Annotated in this window: 19 protein-coding genes; 1 reads left to right on the top strand and 18 read right to left on the bottom strand. The window is 31.2% G+C overall.

The genetic code is table 11. The features are described 5' to 3' along the window. Positions 1-10 precede the first annotated feature (10 nt). From ACTPNM_RS04075 to ACTPNM_RS03995, 17 genes are all read right to left on the bottom strand, one after another. Entirely contained in the window at positions 11-1,297 is a 1,287-nt protein-coding gene (locus ACTPNM_RS04075; protein WP_440120728.1) for a cryptochrome/photolyase family protein, read from the bottom strand. Next, positions 1,287-1,772, bottom strand: coding sequence for an SRPBCC family protein (locus ACTPNM_RS04070; RefSeq protein ID WP_440120727.1), 486 nt, complete (start codon positions 1,770-1,772; stop codon positions 1,287-1,289). The genes ACTPNM_RS04075 and ACTPNM_RS04070 overlap by 11 nt, the downstream gene beginning before the upstream one ends. Then, positions 1,772-2,314 carry a glutathione peroxidase gene (locus tag ACTPNM_RS04065; RefSeq protein WP_440120726.1) on the bottom strand — a complete coding sequence of 181 codons (543 nt, stop codon included), beginning with the start codon at positions 2,312-2,314 and terminating at the stop codon, positions 1,772-1,774. The genes ACTPNM_RS04070 and ACTPNM_RS04065 overlap by 1 nt, the downstream gene beginning before the upstream one ends. Position 2,315: 1 nt before the next feature. After that, positions 2,316-2,840: a CIA30 family protein gene (locus ACTPNM_RS04060; RefSeq protein WP_440120725.1), complete on the bottom strand. Its 525-nt coding sequence runs from the start codon at positions 2,838-2,840 to the stop codon at positions 2,316-2,318. 3 nt (positions 2,841-2,843) lie between these two features. Beyond that, positions 2,844-3,521, bottom strand: a complete 678-nt coding sequence (locus ACTPNM_RS04055) for an SDR family NAD(P)-dependent oxidoreductase (RefSeq protein WP_440120724.1) — start codon at positions 3,519-3,521, stop codon at positions 2,844-2,846. A gap of 2 nt (positions 3,522-3,523) precedes the next feature. Then, entirely contained in the window at positions 3,524-4,942 is a 1,419-nt protein-coding gene (locus tag ACTPNM_RS04050; protein WP_440120723.1) for an SDR family oxidoreductase, read from the bottom strand. Continuing rightward, complete coding sequence (locus ACTPNM_RS04045; RefSeq protein ID WP_440120722.1) at positions 4,939-5,496, bottom strand: flavin reductase family protein; 558 nt, start codon at positions 5,494-5,496, stop codon at positions 4,939-4,941. The genes ACTPNM_RS04050 and ACTPNM_RS04045 overlap by 4 nt, the downstream gene beginning before the upstream one ends. Before the next feature lie 56 nt (positions 5,497-5,552). Beyond that, on the bottom strand, positions 5,553-6,863 hold the full coding sequence (locus tag ACTPNM_RS04040; RefSeq protein ID WP_440120721.1) for an ABC1 kinase family protein: 1,311 nt from the start codon (positions 6,861-6,863) through the stop codon (positions 5,553-5,555). Further along, positions 6,860-7,513: a TetR family transcriptional regulator C-terminal domain-containing protein gene (locus ACTPNM_RS04035; RefSeq protein WP_440120720.1), complete on the bottom strand. Its 654-nt coding sequence runs from the start codon at positions 7,511-7,513 to the stop codon at positions 6,860-6,862. Before ACTPNM_RS04035 ends, ACTPNM_RS04040 begins: the two co-directional genes overlap by 4 nt. A gap of 3 nt (positions 7,514-7,516) precedes the next feature. Next, a complete protein-coding gene (locus tag ACTPNM_RS04030; protein ID WP_440120719.1) occupies positions 7,517-7,990 on the bottom strand; it encodes a TspO/MBR family protein in 474 nt (157 codons plus the stop codon). Further along, positions 7,977-8,678, bottom strand: a complete 702-nt coding sequence (locus ACTPNM_RS04025) for a lycopene cyclase domain-containing protein (protein ID WP_440120718.1) — start codon at positions 8,676-8,678, stop codon at positions 7,977-7,979. Before ACTPNM_RS04025 ends, ACTPNM_RS04030 begins: the two co-directional genes overlap by 14 nt. Beyond that, positions 8,675-9,130 (bottom strand): beta-carotene hydroxylase, encoded by a 456-nt coding sequence (locus ACTPNM_RS04020; protein ID WP_440120717.1) that lies wholly within the window; start codon positions 9,128-9,130, stop codon positions 8,675-8,677. Before ACTPNM_RS04020 ends, ACTPNM_RS04025 begins: the two co-directional genes overlap by 4 nt. Next, positions 9,127-9,573, bottom strand: a complete 447-nt coding sequence (locus tag ACTPNM_RS04015; protein WP_440120716.1) for a hypothetical protein — start codon at positions 9,571-9,573, stop codon at positions 9,127-9,129. Before ACTPNM_RS04015 ends, ACTPNM_RS04020 begins: the two co-directional genes overlap by 4 nt. Further along, positions 9,570-10,412, bottom strand: a complete 843-nt coding sequence (locus ACTPNM_RS04010) for a phytoene/squalene synthase family protein (protein ID WP_274640782.1) — start codon at positions 10,410-10,412, stop codon at positions 9,570-9,572. The genes ACTPNM_RS04015 and ACTPNM_RS04010 overlap by 4 nt, the downstream gene beginning before the upstream one ends. Continuing rightward, the gene (locus tag ACTPNM_RS04005; protein ID WP_440120715.1) at positions 10,396-11,877 is read right to left on the bottom strand and encodes a phytoene desaturase family protein; all 1,482 of its coding nucleotides are present in this window, start codon (positions 11,875-11,877) and stop codon (positions 10,396-10,398) included. The genes ACTPNM_RS04010 and ACTPNM_RS04005 overlap by 17 nt, the downstream gene beginning before the upstream one ends. A gap of 78 nt (positions 11,878-11,955) precedes the next feature. After that, a complete protein-coding gene (locus tag ACTPNM_RS04000; RefSeq protein ID WP_440120714.1) occupies positions 11,956-12,912 on the bottom strand; it encodes a fasciclin domain-containing protein in 957 nt (318 codons plus the stop codon). A 211-nt stretch (positions 12,913-13,123) separates the two neighbouring features. Beyond that, a complete protein-coding gene (locus tag ACTPNM_RS03995) occupies positions 13,124-14,017 on the bottom strand; it encodes a MerR family transcriptional regulator (protein ID WP_274640785.1) in 894 nt (297 codons plus the stop codon). A 111-nt stretch (positions 14,018-14,128) separates the two neighbouring features. Between ACTPNM_RS03995 and ACTPNM_RS03990 the strand changes: the two genes are divergently transcribed. Further along, the gene (locus tag ACTPNM_RS03990) at positions 14,129-15,079 is read left to right on the top strand and encodes a GSCFA domain-containing protein (protein ID WP_440120713.1); all 951 of its coding nucleotides are present in this window, start codon (positions 14,129-14,131) and stop codon (positions 15,077-15,079) included. Between the two features lie 11 nt (positions 15,080-15,090). Here ACTPNM_RS03990 and ACTPNM_RS03985 read toward each other — a convergent pair whose 3' ends face one another. Continuing rightward, on the bottom strand, positions 15,091-15,372 hold the full coding sequence (locus tag ACTPNM_RS03985; RefSeq protein ID WP_099216052.1) for a rhodanese-like domain-containing protein: 282 nt from the start codon (positions 15,370-15,372) through the stop codon (positions 15,091-15,093). Positions 15,373-15,403 lie beyond the last annotated feature (31 nt).

Here is a 15,403-nt window from a genome sequence, read left to right as displayed (position 1 = left end):
TGAACCTTTTTTATTGCAGTGCATTTTTATATGTACTTATCGCTCGTTCTCTCGCAAACTTGTGTTCTACCATTGGTTGCGGATAGGTTAGTTCATCAAAATCTTTTATCCATTTTCTAACATACTGCAAATCTTTATCAAACTTTTTTAACTGTGATTCTGGGTTGAATACTCTAAAATACGGAGCTGCATCGCAACCCGTACCTGCTGCCCATTGCCAATTTCCGTTATTTGCTGAAAGATCATAATCCAACAGCTTTTCTGCAAAATACGCTTCTCCCCAACGCCAATCTATTAATAAATGTTTACATAAAAACCCAGCAGTAATCATTCGTACTCTGTTATGCATGTATCCTGTTTCATTTAACTCTCGCATACCTGCATCTACCATAGGATACCCTGTGTTACCTTCACACCATTTTCTAAACTCTTCTTCCTTATTCCTCCAAGGAACTGCATCGTACTTTTGTTTGAAGTTCTGAGTAACTACTTTTGGAAAATGATATAAAATCTGCATAAAAAACTCACGCCAAATCAGTTCACTTAAAAAAGTTTCGTTTGTTGTTAACGCAAATCGAACCATTTTTCGAGTACTTACCAATCCGAAACGCAGGTATGGCGACAAGTATGAAGTTTTATCTTCAGCAGGAAAATCTCTCACCTCATCATACAAATCTAAATTAGATAAGTTATATGGTTTTACTTTAATTGTACTTTCTTCAAAACCTACGAAAGCTAATGATGGAAATTCAGATGAAAACTGATAAAAGTTAACAAAGTCAATCGTAAAACCTTGTGTATCTTTCTTTTCAAAAAAGTTTTGCAACCATTTGTTTTTATAGGGTGTGAAAACTGTATATGGAGTTCCGTCGTTTTTTAAAACTTCGTTTTCTTCAAAAATTACTTGATCTTTAAAAGCATTAAATCTTATTCCTTTTGATGTTAAAAAGTCAGCTATTTCCTTGTCTCTTTTAGTTGCGTAAGGTTCGTAATCTTTATTTGTATAAACTCCCTGAATTGTATATTCTTCTATAAGTTCCCTCCATACTTCTAAAGGCTTTCCTTTTTTTATTATAAGAGATGATTGATGTTTTCTTAACTCTTTATCTATTTTTTGTAGCGTTTGATAAATAAACGTTACACGCGCATCATTTTTAGGAAGATTTTCTAAAATATCTTTATCAAAAATAAATAATGGTATTACCTTATGACCTGATTGTAGGGCTTCATGTAGTCCTTTGTTATCTTCTAAACGTAAATCTCGACGAAACCAAAAAACCGATACTTTATTTTCCATTAAATAGTTTTTCTAACGTACTATAACGATGTTCAAAAATTCCTTTTAACTGCCTTTTTATAAAGATTGACTGGGCTATATGCCCTAAAAAACCAAAAGGTATTTTGTATGATATTTTGTCTTTCATCAATGTTTTTCCATTTGGCAACTCTTCAAACCAGTGTTCGTGATGCCACATGCTATAAGGACCGAATCGCTGTTCATCTATAAAAAACTGTTGTTCTTTTACCTGTGTTATTTCAGTAACCCAACTAGACTTTATACCTGGTAAAATCCCTACTTTGTAGGTAATTATTTGTCCTGCATACGCTTTTTTATCAACTTCAGAAGTAATTTGAAACCCCATGTGTGAAGGGGTTATTTTTTGTAAGTTTTCTGGAGAACTAAAAAAATCCCACGCTTGCTTCAACGGAACGTTTAAAATTTGCTCTGTTGATAAAGTATAAATTCCTGAATGTTTTTTGAAATGAATCATTATAACAGTTTGGTGATTTTCTTACTCATTGGTTTGGTAATTGAATAAAAAACATCAATTAGCCTTCCTTCTTCATCTACCAAATATTTTTGAAAATTCCATTTTACTGAAGAGCTCATTTTTCCATTTTTCTCTTTTTGTGTTAACCATTGGTACAACGGGTGTTGATTTTCTCCTTTAACCTCAATTTTTTCTGTCATAGGAAAATCTACTCCATAGGTTACACTACAAAATGATTGAATTTCTTTTATTGTTCCTGGTTCTTGCCCACCAAATTGATTACATGGTAAACCTACAATTACTAACTTATCTTTGTGTTTTGAGTATAGTTCTTGTAAACCTTCATACTGATTTGTAAAGCCACATTTTGATGCTACATTTACAAATAGTATTTTCTTTCCTTTAAATTGATTAAGGTCTAAATTTTCCCCATCAATTCCCTCTATTTTTATATCGTATAACGATTCTTTAGGAGCAACTGTTTGTGCTTTTCCTGAAAAACTAAATAATGCCATGATTAAGAATATTTTTACTGTGTTCATTTTATTGAATTGCTATTTTTATTATTTCTAACGAAAATTTTTCATCCTTTTTGTTTCCTATTAAAACTGCTACTTCTTTTATTTGGTTAGCAGAAAAATTACCAAAATTTAACTTTCTACCTCTAAAAGCGGGATAAAATCCTTTTAGTGGTAGTACAATTTCTTGTTCTTGTTTGTTGGTTCTGAATGCTTGCACATAAGAATAACGTTGAGATTCGTCTGACTTTAATCGTAATTGATATTGCTTATCATCTCCTTTTACTCTTAATATAATTTTTGAATGTTGGTCATTTAAATTTATAGCCGTTGACATTCTGGTCATAGCAAACCCTCCATTATTCTCAGTTGAAACTCTTCCTGAGAAAACAAGATTTCCTTCATTATTAATCTTAACGGATGAATTAGAAACACCGCCCATTACAGTATCGTTAGTGATATACCACTTTTGTGTGTTGTTGTCTTTATCAAAAATTATAATTTCATCATTCAAACACATAAGAAAACTTAGAATTAAAAACCATTTCATTTTCTACATTTTTACACTTACAATTCCAGCATCAATGGGAATTATTTGTCCTGTCATTGACGCAGCTGCGTCTGAAAGTAAAAAGGTTGCTAATCCTGCTACTTCTTCTGCTTTTAAATATTTTTTTAGCGGATGCCTATTTTGTAAACTTTCTTGTTGTTTTTCATTTCGTAATAAACGAGCAGCCAATGGTGTATCGGTTACTGTAGGAGCAATGGCATTAAATCGGATTTTAGTTGCATATTCTGCCGCTAATGATTTTGTTAATCCTTCAATTGCTGATTTACTTGTTGCGACACTTGCATGAAAAGGCATTCCTAAAAACGAAGCTACAGTACTAAACAACACAACGCTTCCATTATTTTTTGTCAAAGCCCCTTCATAAGCTTTCAGTGTTTTAATTGCTCCTATTACGTTTATTTCTAAATCAGCTTGAAAATCAGCTATTTTTAATCTTGAAAATGATTTTAAATTAATGCTTCCCGGGCAATATACCAATCCATGTACTTCCTCTAACTCTGGAAGTCCATCTTTTGTTATATCACAAGTGTAATGTGTTATATGTTGATGAGTTTCTGGCTGGGTTCTACTTATATTGATAATTTTATGAGTGTCTTTTAAATCATCAATAATTGCTTTACCAATACCGCTACTGCCTCCTACTACTACAATTGTTTTCATAATTACGCTTTTATTAAATGATTAATCATTCCTTTAAATACAAATGCGTGAAAAGGTAAAACGCTATACCAATACATTCTCCCCAAAATTCCTTTGGGTCTAAAAATGGCTCTTTGATGTAGCCTACCTTTTTCTATTTTAAATTCTAACCATGCTTCACCTGGTAACTTCATTTCAGCAAATAAAATCAATCGTTTATTTTTTTTATCTGCTAACAATACTCTCCAAAAATCGAGTGGGTCTCCTGGCTCTAATTCTGTGGGATGTCTTCTACCTCTTCGCAATCCAACACCTCCAAAAAGTTTATCCACGTATCCTCTTATCTTCCAAAGAGAATTAAACTTGTACCACCCTGTTTCTCCTCCGATGCTCCAAATTTTGTGTAATGTATTCTCCTCGTTTTGTATTTCTCTAACTCTTATATCTTTAAAACAGCCGTATTGAGGTATTTGTATATGTTTTGCCAATTGATCGTGAAAAATTCCACTACTCATGGCATCTTTCCAGCTAGAAATTACTTCGTTTTGCTCTATTTTTTGAAACGCTAGTGCTACTGCTTCTTTATAGGTTATGGGCTCCACATTAAGTAACGTATTAATGTTACTTGGTTTTGCGATTACTTCAACCTTCATACTATCCACTAGGGCTTGTGCTAGGTTAAAAGATGTAGATGTTACAAAATACAGCCAATAAGAAGATAGTTTTGGTGTTAATACTGGAAGTGTATAAATGTATCTTTTAAACCCTCTTACCTCTGCAAACTGTAACAACATTTCCTTATAAGTTAATATCTCAGGACCGCAGATGTCAAAAGATTTATTGTAGACCTCTTTAACTTGTAAACTGTTCTCTAAAAATGCTAATACATCTCTAACTGCAATAGGCTGTGTTTTCGTTTTTAACCATTTTGGTGTTACCATTACTGGAAGCTTTTCTACAATATCTCTTATAATTTCAAAAGAAGCACTTCCACTTCCTACAATAATTCCTGCTCTAAAGGTCGTTAAGGCATAACTGTTTGATTGTAACTCTTTTTCTACTTCGTATCTTGATTTTAGGTGCTTGGACAGCGAATTGTCATTAACTATTCCGCTTAAATACACCACTTGCTTACAATTAGTAGATTCTACTAGTTTTTTAAAATTCTGTGCACAGGTTAATTCTAAGTTTTCAAAATTTTCTGATGTCGTCGCCATCGAATGAATTAAATAGTACGCAGCATCGATATCTTTAGGAAAAACTGTATTTTCTGTATTTAAAAAATCTACTTTTATAAAAGTAACATTCGGATTATTTTCAAACTCATCTGGTATTCTATCTAAATCACGAACACAACAGACTAATTGATGGTTATTTTCCAGCAACCTAACAATTAATCGTTTTCCTATATAACCTGTTGTGCCTGTAACTAAGATCTTCATTCCTTTGGTCTTTGATATGATAATCTTGTATAGTTTTCTGCAACCATATAGGTATCTAATCCATTAATTGCAGCTACTTTTTCTTTGGATAGGTTTAAAAAACCATCTTCTGAAAGCATATTGTCTTTAAAATACAAATCAGTAACTTTTCCTAGAACTAAAATAGTTCCGTTAGCTTTTATATGATGTTCTTCTAAAAACTTCATTCCTATTTGTAAGGGTGAATCTGCTACAAATGGAGCATGGAAGTTGTTTTTAAATTCTTCCGAAAGTGCTGTTTTATCAAATTCTGAAATTTCTGACGGATATTTAGCCGAGGTATGATGCGCCTCTTCTATCATTGCTTCATTAATAGCATTAATTGTGTAGTAACCCGTTTCTTTGATATTGTTATATGTATTCCTCACAACGGTTGTAGGACGCAATACAAAACCTAGTATTGCTGGGCTTGAACCATAATGCACTACAGAGCTAAACACCGCTACATTGGTAATATCGTCATTAGATTTTGTCGCAATAAGATTTGCTGGTTTGTAACCAGAAATACTATTCATCAAATTTATTTTATAAAGATGAGGAAACTCGTCTATTTCTTGACGCGTAAAATGCATTATATTGTATTAAAATTATTTATTTTTACCTTGTTTGCTTTTAAATCGTGCATTAGGTTATACAAACCAAAAAATGTTCTATTAATATAAATAAAGTGTTTTGACCCTCTATTTCCGTTCATCTTTTTTAGTTCTGTACTCTTGGCATATTTTTGACCTAAATCAGCTATTTTTCCGAAGAAAACGGCATCAGAAAAATCAAATTCTTCTTGCTGAAAAGGTTGTGTAAAGAGTGATAACATCTCATAAAAAAGCGACTTAAAAAAGGTTATTTCTTCTGGAGTATCGTCTTTTCTTAAAATTTCTAACTCATACAGTTTGCTTTCAAAGAAAGCAGGATTATCTATATTCTCTCGTTTTGCTAATTCAAAATAAGGCACATAAAAACTTTCAGGAACTTCTTTCATGCATCCAAAATCAATTACAATAAGTTCGTTTGATTTGGATACTAAAAAGTTTCCTGGATGCGGGTCTGCATGTACTTTTTTTAGCTTGTGCATTTGGTACATGTAAAAATCCCACAAAGCCTGCCCTAGTTTGTTTGAAACATCTTCAGTTTGTTCTTCTTTAGTAAATTCTGACAGGTGAACCCCATCCATCCAGTCCATCGTTAAAATTCTATCTGATGACAAGTCTGGATAGTAGCTTGGAAATTTTAAATTTGGAATATGTTTACATGCATCAGCAATTTCATTACTCTGAGCTAGCTCTAATTCATAATTAGTTTCCTCCAAAAGCTTGTCTTCAACTTCTTTGAAATATTCGTCAGAGCCTTCGCCTTTGATGTTAAACATTTTCATTGCAATGGGTTTTACCATCGCTAAATCGGTTGAAATACTATCCGCTACTCCAGGGTACTGAATTTTTACAGCTAACTTTTTTCCGTCTTTCGTCGCTTTATGAACTTGTCCTATGCTTGCTGCATTTACTGATTCTGCTGTAAACGTGTCAAAAACTTCATTAGGTGTTTTGCTGAAGTATTTTTTAAATGTTTTGGTTACTAAAGGTCCTGATAATGGTGGTACTGAAAACTGAGATAATGAGAATTTTTCTACATAAGCATTGGGTAAAATATTCTTTTCCATACTTAGCATTTGCGCTACTTTTAATGCTGAACCTTTTAGCTCTTTTAACCCATCATAAATATCGGTAGCATTATCTTCATTAAGCTGCTTTTTAGCTTCCTCTTCTGATTTAGTGATTTTATTACCGTAATATTTAGCATAATTTACACCTACTTTTACTCCTGTTGAAACTAGTTTTGTAGCTCGTTCTATTTTTGAGGTTGGTATTTTATTTAGCGTTTTCATACCATTGGTGATTTTTCTTTCCACAAAAACTTTGCTAAATCAATCACACTTTTTACAGGTGCTATTTGCTGAATATCAAAACTTGCTTTGACTGATTTTTCTATAAAAAGATCTGTTTTTTCAAAGCTAGGTGATTCATCATCTATCCAAAATTTTAAGATCATTAGTAACTGCATCCAATATCCTTCTGCAACAGTTTTATCTTGAATTTTATTTACTTTTTCATTTTTAAAGTCAATTTTTTCAAGATCTAATCCGTTTACAAAATCAATAAATTCTACTCGCAACTCTTTCAATACAGATAATCTTGAAAAGTCGGTTTTCATTTCCTTGAATTGTAACAACACGTACGATCTGTTAGCTGTTAACAGTTCAAAAAAAGTAAAGTAAAAACTTAATAATTTATCTTTTGATGAATAATCTTTGTATGCTTCTGTTTTGTGTAATAAGTGAATAGTTTCTTTAGCAAAAACTCCGAAAATAGCTTTTTCTAAACTTTCAAAACTTGAAAAATGTTTGTAAAAATCTGCCTCTTCAAAGTTGTTTTCTTGTGCGAAAGAAAATATGGAGTTTGGTTTACCTGCTGATAGTACAGCGTTCATATACCATTCTATTATTTTTTCTTGAGTTATATTCTTTTTTTTTGCCATGATTTAATTGTTTAATACGATGTATGCGTTGAGACTAGTTGCAATCGTCATCCATATTAGATATGGAAGAATAAATAGTGTATACCATTTTACTTTTTTTAAATACTCAAAAGTGAAATAACCTACAAGTATCCACAATAAAGCGATTACTACTAAACCTAGTTTTGTTAAATGTTGATTGAAGAAAATATAATTCCAGCTTACATTTAAAATCCATTGGTCTATATATAAAATGAGTGCTTTTTTGTTTAAAAATCCATGTTGAAAACTCACTCTAGTCATATATACAGAAAACAATACCATAATGGTTGTCCATGCTGCTCCAAAAACCCAACCCGCTGGTGTCCATGGAGCTTTGTTTAAAGATAAGTACCAATCTGTTCTTGGTCCTTCGTTCATTAACCAAGCTCCAATAGCTAAAGCTGAAAAATTAGCTATTAGGAATATTAAAAATCGTATGTATTTATTTTCTTTCAAGTTTTTTTCTTTTTAAAGAATTGAAGATTAACTGTACTGAAAACAACATTGTAAATGCATAAAAAATGTCTTCAATAGGTATCGTAAAAATTCTAAAATCTAAATTCTCTGCGTTATTGTACCAAACTACTGGCTCTTCTATAAAGCTTCCTGTTAAAATTCCGTTGACAAGTAAAAAAGGAACTAATATTACCAAGAAGCTTGGGTAATATTCTTGTAACGTATTCAAATGATATTTTAACGCATAGCCCAACAGCAATAAGAATAGTATGAAGTTAACTGTTGTATACCATTTTCCGAAGTTAAAAACCAATAATAAACTCACTAAAACTATGAGTAAAAAGCTTATGATTACTGTCATTGACTTTGACATTTTAAACTTTGGATATAAAAATTTTAATGCTTCATGTGTAAATAGACATGCATAGGGTATACAAAAGAAGAACATCCATTCTTCTATTGGCATGTGCAGTAATTTTAAGGATAAATGGTAATCAGGGTTAAAACCCCACACTCCTATTTGCGTAAACCAACTGTCCCAAATCAAAAAAAACAAGGCGACTAATAAAATACTAAGCGCTGCTTGTTTGAAATATTGTATAAAGTGTAATTTTTTTTCAAAAACACTATATAATAGCGGAATACTTAAACTACCTAGGTTTAATATTAGATACAAATACTGACTCACTGTCTTTTATTAAAGTATTTAAAGGGCACAAACAACATACCGAAACATTCTCCGTCGTGTTTTCCCAAATGTTTATGATGAATTTTATGTGCTTTTCGTAATCCTTTTAAGTATTGGTTATTTGTTTTGTCAAACCACTTAAACCTTCTGTGAATTAATACGTCGTGTACCAAGAAATAAGCTATACCATAAAACAATATTCCCAGACCTATAAAGAACAAAACATTTAATTCTGGATGAATTCCAAAGTAAAAAAGCAACATACTAGGAATAGCAAAAACCACAAAAAAGGCATCGTTTTTTTCAAACACATGTGGATATCCTGGTTGATGGTGATCTTCATGTAAATACCATCCAAAACCATGCATTACATATTTATGAGTACACCAAGTAACTCCTTCCATAACAATAAATGTTAGTGCAGTAACTGCTATGTAAATTGCTATATTCATAATGATGTATTGTTAATTATATATGTATGTAAATAATTTGTACTGTCTTTTTTTTGGAGTTCTTCTTTTAAAAACTGTTTATCTTTTTTTATAGAAGACTTATATCCTAAAATACTTGGTGTATTTTCTTGTATTACTAAGCGAACATATCTTAAATGAATGTTGTTAGGATTCTTTGAAATTAGTGTTTCTAGTTTATGCTTTTCTGTATTAAAAACTTTCAATTTACTCCACGGCATCATTTTATATTTTGCCTGTTTCATTTGTAAAGAAATTACGTAGGCTTGTATACTTACTTCTTTACTCTTTTTATATTTTTTTATGTAAGATAACTCTGCTTCTTTTGTAGCTAATTCATGGTACTCTATAACAAAATTAGGTGCATTATTGAAGCCTATAATCGACATAAAAAACAGTACTCCTAAGATACCACTTTTTATCATATTAAATTCAATTTATACCTTACATAACTTCTTGCTAGAAGATTAATTTTCATAGGGTTTGAAATTCGAATTCTAGTATCCATAATTTTTGTTGAAGGCGTATCTTGTAGCTTCTTTAACAACTTTTTATAATATCTATACGCCATGTAAACTCCGAATTTTGCTTCAACTGGCAGCTTTAAAATACCGTTTTTATAAGCAAAGTCAAAATCGTCTTCTATTTCTTTAATAATCGTATTTTTTCCTTCCGCACTTAAATCCCCAAAATTGATATTTGGAAAATAAGACCTATTCAATTCATTAAAATCTTCTTTCAGATCTCTTAGAAAATTCACTTTTTGAAATGCTGACCCTAAACGCATTGCGGGCTCTTTTAGCTCCTCGTACTTTTGTTGATTTCCATTTACAAAAACCTTTAAACACATTAATCCAACAACATCGGCAGAACCATATATATATTCATTATACTCTTCTGTAGTTGTATATTCTGTTTTGTACAAATCAGCTTTCATACTTTTTAAAAACGACTGTACTAAATCATCAGAAATTTTATACTTATTTACAGTATGTATGAAAGAGTTTAGAATAGGGTTTAAACTAATTCCTCTATTCTTCGACTCGTAATAATCTCTTTCAAATTTTAGTAATAATTGTTCTTTATCATACTCATGAAAAGAGTCTACTATTTCATCCGCAAAGCGTACAAAACCGTAGATATTATAAATATCAGCACGTATTTTTGGTGATAACATCTTCGTGGCTAACGAAAACGAGGTACTATACTTTTGAGTTACTAACTTACTACATGCGTAAGAAACCTCATCAAACAATTGTTTCATCTTTGTACGTTTTTAAAATTAAATCTGAAGCTATTTTTCCTGAAATTAAAGATGGGGGAACTCCTGGTCCTGGTACTGTTAACTGCCCCGTAAAGAACAAATTCTTTACTTTTTTACTTTTTATTTTTGGTCTTAAAAATGCTGTTTGTGTTAAAGTATTCGCCAATCCGTATGCATTTCCTTTGTAAGAATTGTATTCCTTAACAAAGTCATTTACACAAAAGCTTTCTTTAAAAAGCACATGCTCTTTTACTGATTGATTTGTTAATTTCTCTAACCTTTCTATTATAATATTAAAATAGCGCTCTCTTAGCTCTGGAGTATCTTCTATACCAGGTGCTAATGGAATTAAAAAAGTAGCAGCTTCTTTTCCATTGGGCGCAAAAGAACCATCTGTTACTGAGGGAAAGCTCGCATAAAATAATGGTTCTTTTGGCCAACTAGGAACATCATATATTGTTTTTGCATGCACATCAAAATCTGTATCAAAAAACAGAGTATGATGGCATACATTTTTTAATTTCTTATCAAAACCTACATAAAAGAGTAATGATGATGGTGCAAATGTTTTTTTATCCCAGTAACTTTCAGAATATTGTCTTAGATATTTAGGCAATAAAGTTTCTGTATGATGATAATCTGCTCCACTTAACACTACATCAGATTCCATTAGTTTTCCATCTACCGCAACACCAATTGTTTCTCCCTTGTCATTTACTACAATCTCTTCAACATTTGCATTGGTTTGAAACGTTACTCCTAAACTAGTAGCTAATGTAGTCATAGCTTCAATTACTTTGTACATACCTCCTTTAGGATGCCATGTACCTAAGCCAAAATCAGCATAATTCATAAAATTGTAAAAAGCAGGTGTATTACTAGGCTTTGCACCTAAAAACAATACTGGAAACTCTAAAATTTGAATCAGCTTCTTACTTTTAATTTTCTTTCTTACTTCATGTCTAATGGTAGAAAAAAACTGAAATATTTTACCCATAGTAACTGGAGTTACTAATTCTAAAGGAGAAACACCAGGTTTATAAACTAAATCATTTATAGAAACATCATAATTGTATTTTGCTGATTTTAAAAAAGACTTCAGGTGTTTTGAACTTCCCTTTTCTTCTTTTTCAAAAACCTCATAAATCTCATCTAGTGTTCCTGGAACTATAATTGAATCTTTTTCTCCAAAGTACACTTCATAAGCCGGATTTAATCTTTCTAACTCATAGTAATCTGATGGCTTCTTACCAAAATCTGCGAAAAACTTTTCAAAAACATCTGGCATCCAATACCATGTAGGACCTATGTCAAAAGTAAACCCTTCTCTCAACAATTGTCTTGCTCTCCCACCAATGGTAGCATTTTTTTCTAACACAGTTACTTCATACCCAGCCTTAGCTAAATAACATGATGCCGACAAAGAAGAGAATCCTGAACCTATTATGTATACTTTTTTTTTCAAATTATTTCTTATAAATATAATTAAATTAACTACGAGTGAAAATATTTTTTCACTCGTAATCAACACATTACTATAAAACTAAGGTAAAAGAACACTATCTACTACATGGATTACTCCATTAGTTCCTTGCACATCGGTTAAAGAGATTACAACTGACTGCCCTGAACTTGTATCTAATTTTGCTCCGCTAGATAAATCAACTGTAACTATATTGCCATCAAACATTGTAATTTCTTGATTATCACTTAATTCATCTGACTGTACATTTCCTCCCGCAAACACATGATACTTTAATACTGCTTCTAATGTTGCAATAGGAATATCTGCTAATGAATTCCAAGAACCATTACTATCTAACAATGCTTGAAATGCATCATTTGTAGGAGCAAAGATTGTATATGGTCCATCCTCTTTTAATAAAGAAACAAAGTCTGTAGTATGACGGCTATCTGTTAACGCTGCTACCAAAGAAGTAAAACCACTATTATTTAATGCTAAAGTCACTACATTAGCAGGTAACATTACTTTATCTATTGTGTGTATAACTCCGTTTGAAGCCATAACATCTGTAGCTATTGGTTTTGAATCTCCATTGAACTCCACTGCTCCATCAACTTCTACTTGTAATGACAACATCTCATCATTTGGACCTGTTGATAAGGTACTCACATAAGTATTAGATAAATCTGCCGCTTTTACTTCACCACTTATCACATGAAATAATAATACCGCCTTTAATGTTTCTACTGGAATATCATCTAATGAATTCCATGAGTCATTACTATCTAACAACGACTGAAATGCTGCATCAGTTGGAGCAAAAACAGTAAAAGGTCCATCAGCTTGTAATGCTGATACTAAATCAGCTTTTTGCAAAGCAGACACTAGAATACTTAGATTTGAATCTGCAACCGCAATATCAACTATAGACTTTGGCTTTTCTATAATCGGATCATCATCACTACATGATGTTAATAAACCAAAACTTAAAAACAAACCCAAAAACAACACCGAGGTCAAATTCTTTACTTTCATAATTTCACACTTTAAATTATTGCTTACTCTTATTTTTTATAGTCTACTTTTCAGCTTCGGCAGACTTTGTTTATTTTATATCAAAAAACATTAAACAAAATTAGTTTCATTAAAAAAATATGTCTTGAAAATCAAAACATTAGTCAAAATTACATTTTTTGTCTAACAAAAACAAATAAAAGATAAACAAAATTAAGTTACTCAAAAAAAATTAGAACTGATTTAAAAAAATTTTAAGAGAAGAATACACTGTTATTTTAGCTTTAAAATCTATACTATCAACAGCCATCGCTTTGTTTCCTATAGCTATCAATTCATGGTTAGTATTTTCAAGTACAGCTTCAATTTCTGAAAAATATTCTTCTATTTTATCATCATAAGGCTGAACTGTCATAGATGTAATAAAACAAACTTTCGATTTACTTTTAAAAAAACAATCTAAATTATCTAAAGGTAGACTTTGGCCTAAATAAATCGTGTTATACCCTCTTAGTATAAGCTCATAATTTAGGTACATCAATCCTAATTCATGAATCTCATTTTCAGGTAAGAACAACACATAACTCGTTTCTGAATTATTATTAGAGTACTCTAACTTCTCTATGTTTATTTGAATTTTTTGGACAATTAAATTCGAAATAAAATGCTCATGCGCTGGCAACAACGTGTCTGTTTGCCACAACAATCCTATATGATTTAAGAAAGGTACAAAAACATCTTTGAAGATTTCTCTAAACGTTTTTCTTTTAAGCAACCTATTGTAAGCATTGTTAAATAACGTTTTATCAAACTGAAACATTGCCAACTTAAAAGAGTTTATTGCTTCGTCATTTACAGCCATTTTAAAAGCCAACTCTCTAGCCTTTAAAACAATTGTATCATCAGACATTTCAGCAATCTTAGAAATCTTTATATTGTTTTTATTCAACAACACTACATTAAGCAACTTCTGTAAGTTTTCAGAAGAATAATAACGAATATTTGTATCTGTCCTATCAGGTGATAACAGATCATATCGTTTCTCCCAAATTCGAATAGTATGAGCCTTAATTCCTGAAATGTTTTCCAGGTCTTTAATTGTGAAAGTAGATTTTATATTGTTCAATTTATTCTAAATTCTTTTGAACAAAGATACAAATTTTCATAAACTACAAACTTATAGTGCTTCTTATGAATATTTTATACTTATTTTTGGTAGCTATTTTTCTTAAAAATCATGAATTTTCAGACACAAATACCACTTACAAAACAAAAACATAATCAAATTAGTTATCAATCCAAATTATTATTGCTTGGTTCTTGTTTTTCTGAAAATATTGGTAATAAACTTGATTATTATAAGTTTCAGTCAAAACAAAATCCTTTTGGTATTTTATTCCATCCTAAGGCTATTGAAAATTTAATTACAAAAGCCCTAAACAAAGAAAAATATACTGACAAAGATGTTTTTTTTCATAATGAACGCTGGCACTCTTTTGAAGCACATTCAAGTTTAAGTACTATGAATAAAAATGAATTATTAAACAGCTTAAACTTATACATACAACAAACTTTTGAACAACTACAAAACACCACACACCTTATCATTACACTAGGTACCGCATGGATATATCGAGAAATTATCTCGGATACATTAGTTGCTAATTGCCATAAAGTTCCTCAGAAAAAATTTTTAAAAGAATTATTAAGTGTTGACGAAACTTCTGAAAGCTTACAAGCTATTAATTCTCTTGTAAAATCAGTTAATAAAAACATATCGGTTATTTATACAGTATCACCTGTTCGTCATCTTAAAGATGGTTTTATGGAGAATCAACGAAGTAAAGCACATTTACTTTCAGCTATTCATGAAGTAGTAGAACCAAGAAGTGCTATTTACTATTTTCCTTCGTATGAAATTATGATGGACGAGTTACGTGATTATCGTTTTTACAATGAAGATATGATTCACCCGAACCAAACAGCTATTAATTATATCTGGGAAAAGTTTAAAGAGGTTTGGATTATGGAAGATTCATATCAAACCATGCAACAAGTTGATACCATTCAAAGAGGATTAAACCATAAACCCTTTAATCCAAACTCTGAAGCACATCAGTTGTTTTTAAAAAAGCTACAACAAAAAAAGGAAACACTTTTACAAGCATTTCCTTTTATAAAATTCTAATCTTTATATATTTATTTTACTAAATATTGATCTACATTTTGCCATGGACCTCCGTTAATTACATCAACCCCATGGTTTTGTAAAAACTGTGCTGCTTGCCCGCTTCTACCTCCACTTCTACATACTGCTATTACTGGCTTATCCCACGATTTAATTTCCTCTACATTTGTAGGAATCGTAGCTAACACAATATGCTTAGCTCCTTCGCTATGCCCTTCATTCCATTCCGCTAAAGTTCTCACATCTAACACAATCGCTCCTTTAGCTAAATATTCCTGTATTTCGTTACTCATATTCTTCTTTCTAAATAAATTAAATAATCCC

It is taken from the genome of Tenacibaculum sp. Ill (assembly GCF_051938915.1).
GTDB classification, from domain to species: domain Bacteria; phylum Bacteroidota; class Bacteroidia; order Flavobacteriales; family Flavobacteriaceae; genus Polaribacter; species Polaribacter larymnensis.
Note: the sequence above shows the minus strand (reverse complement) of the source record. Positions and strands in the feature narration are given on the sequence as shown.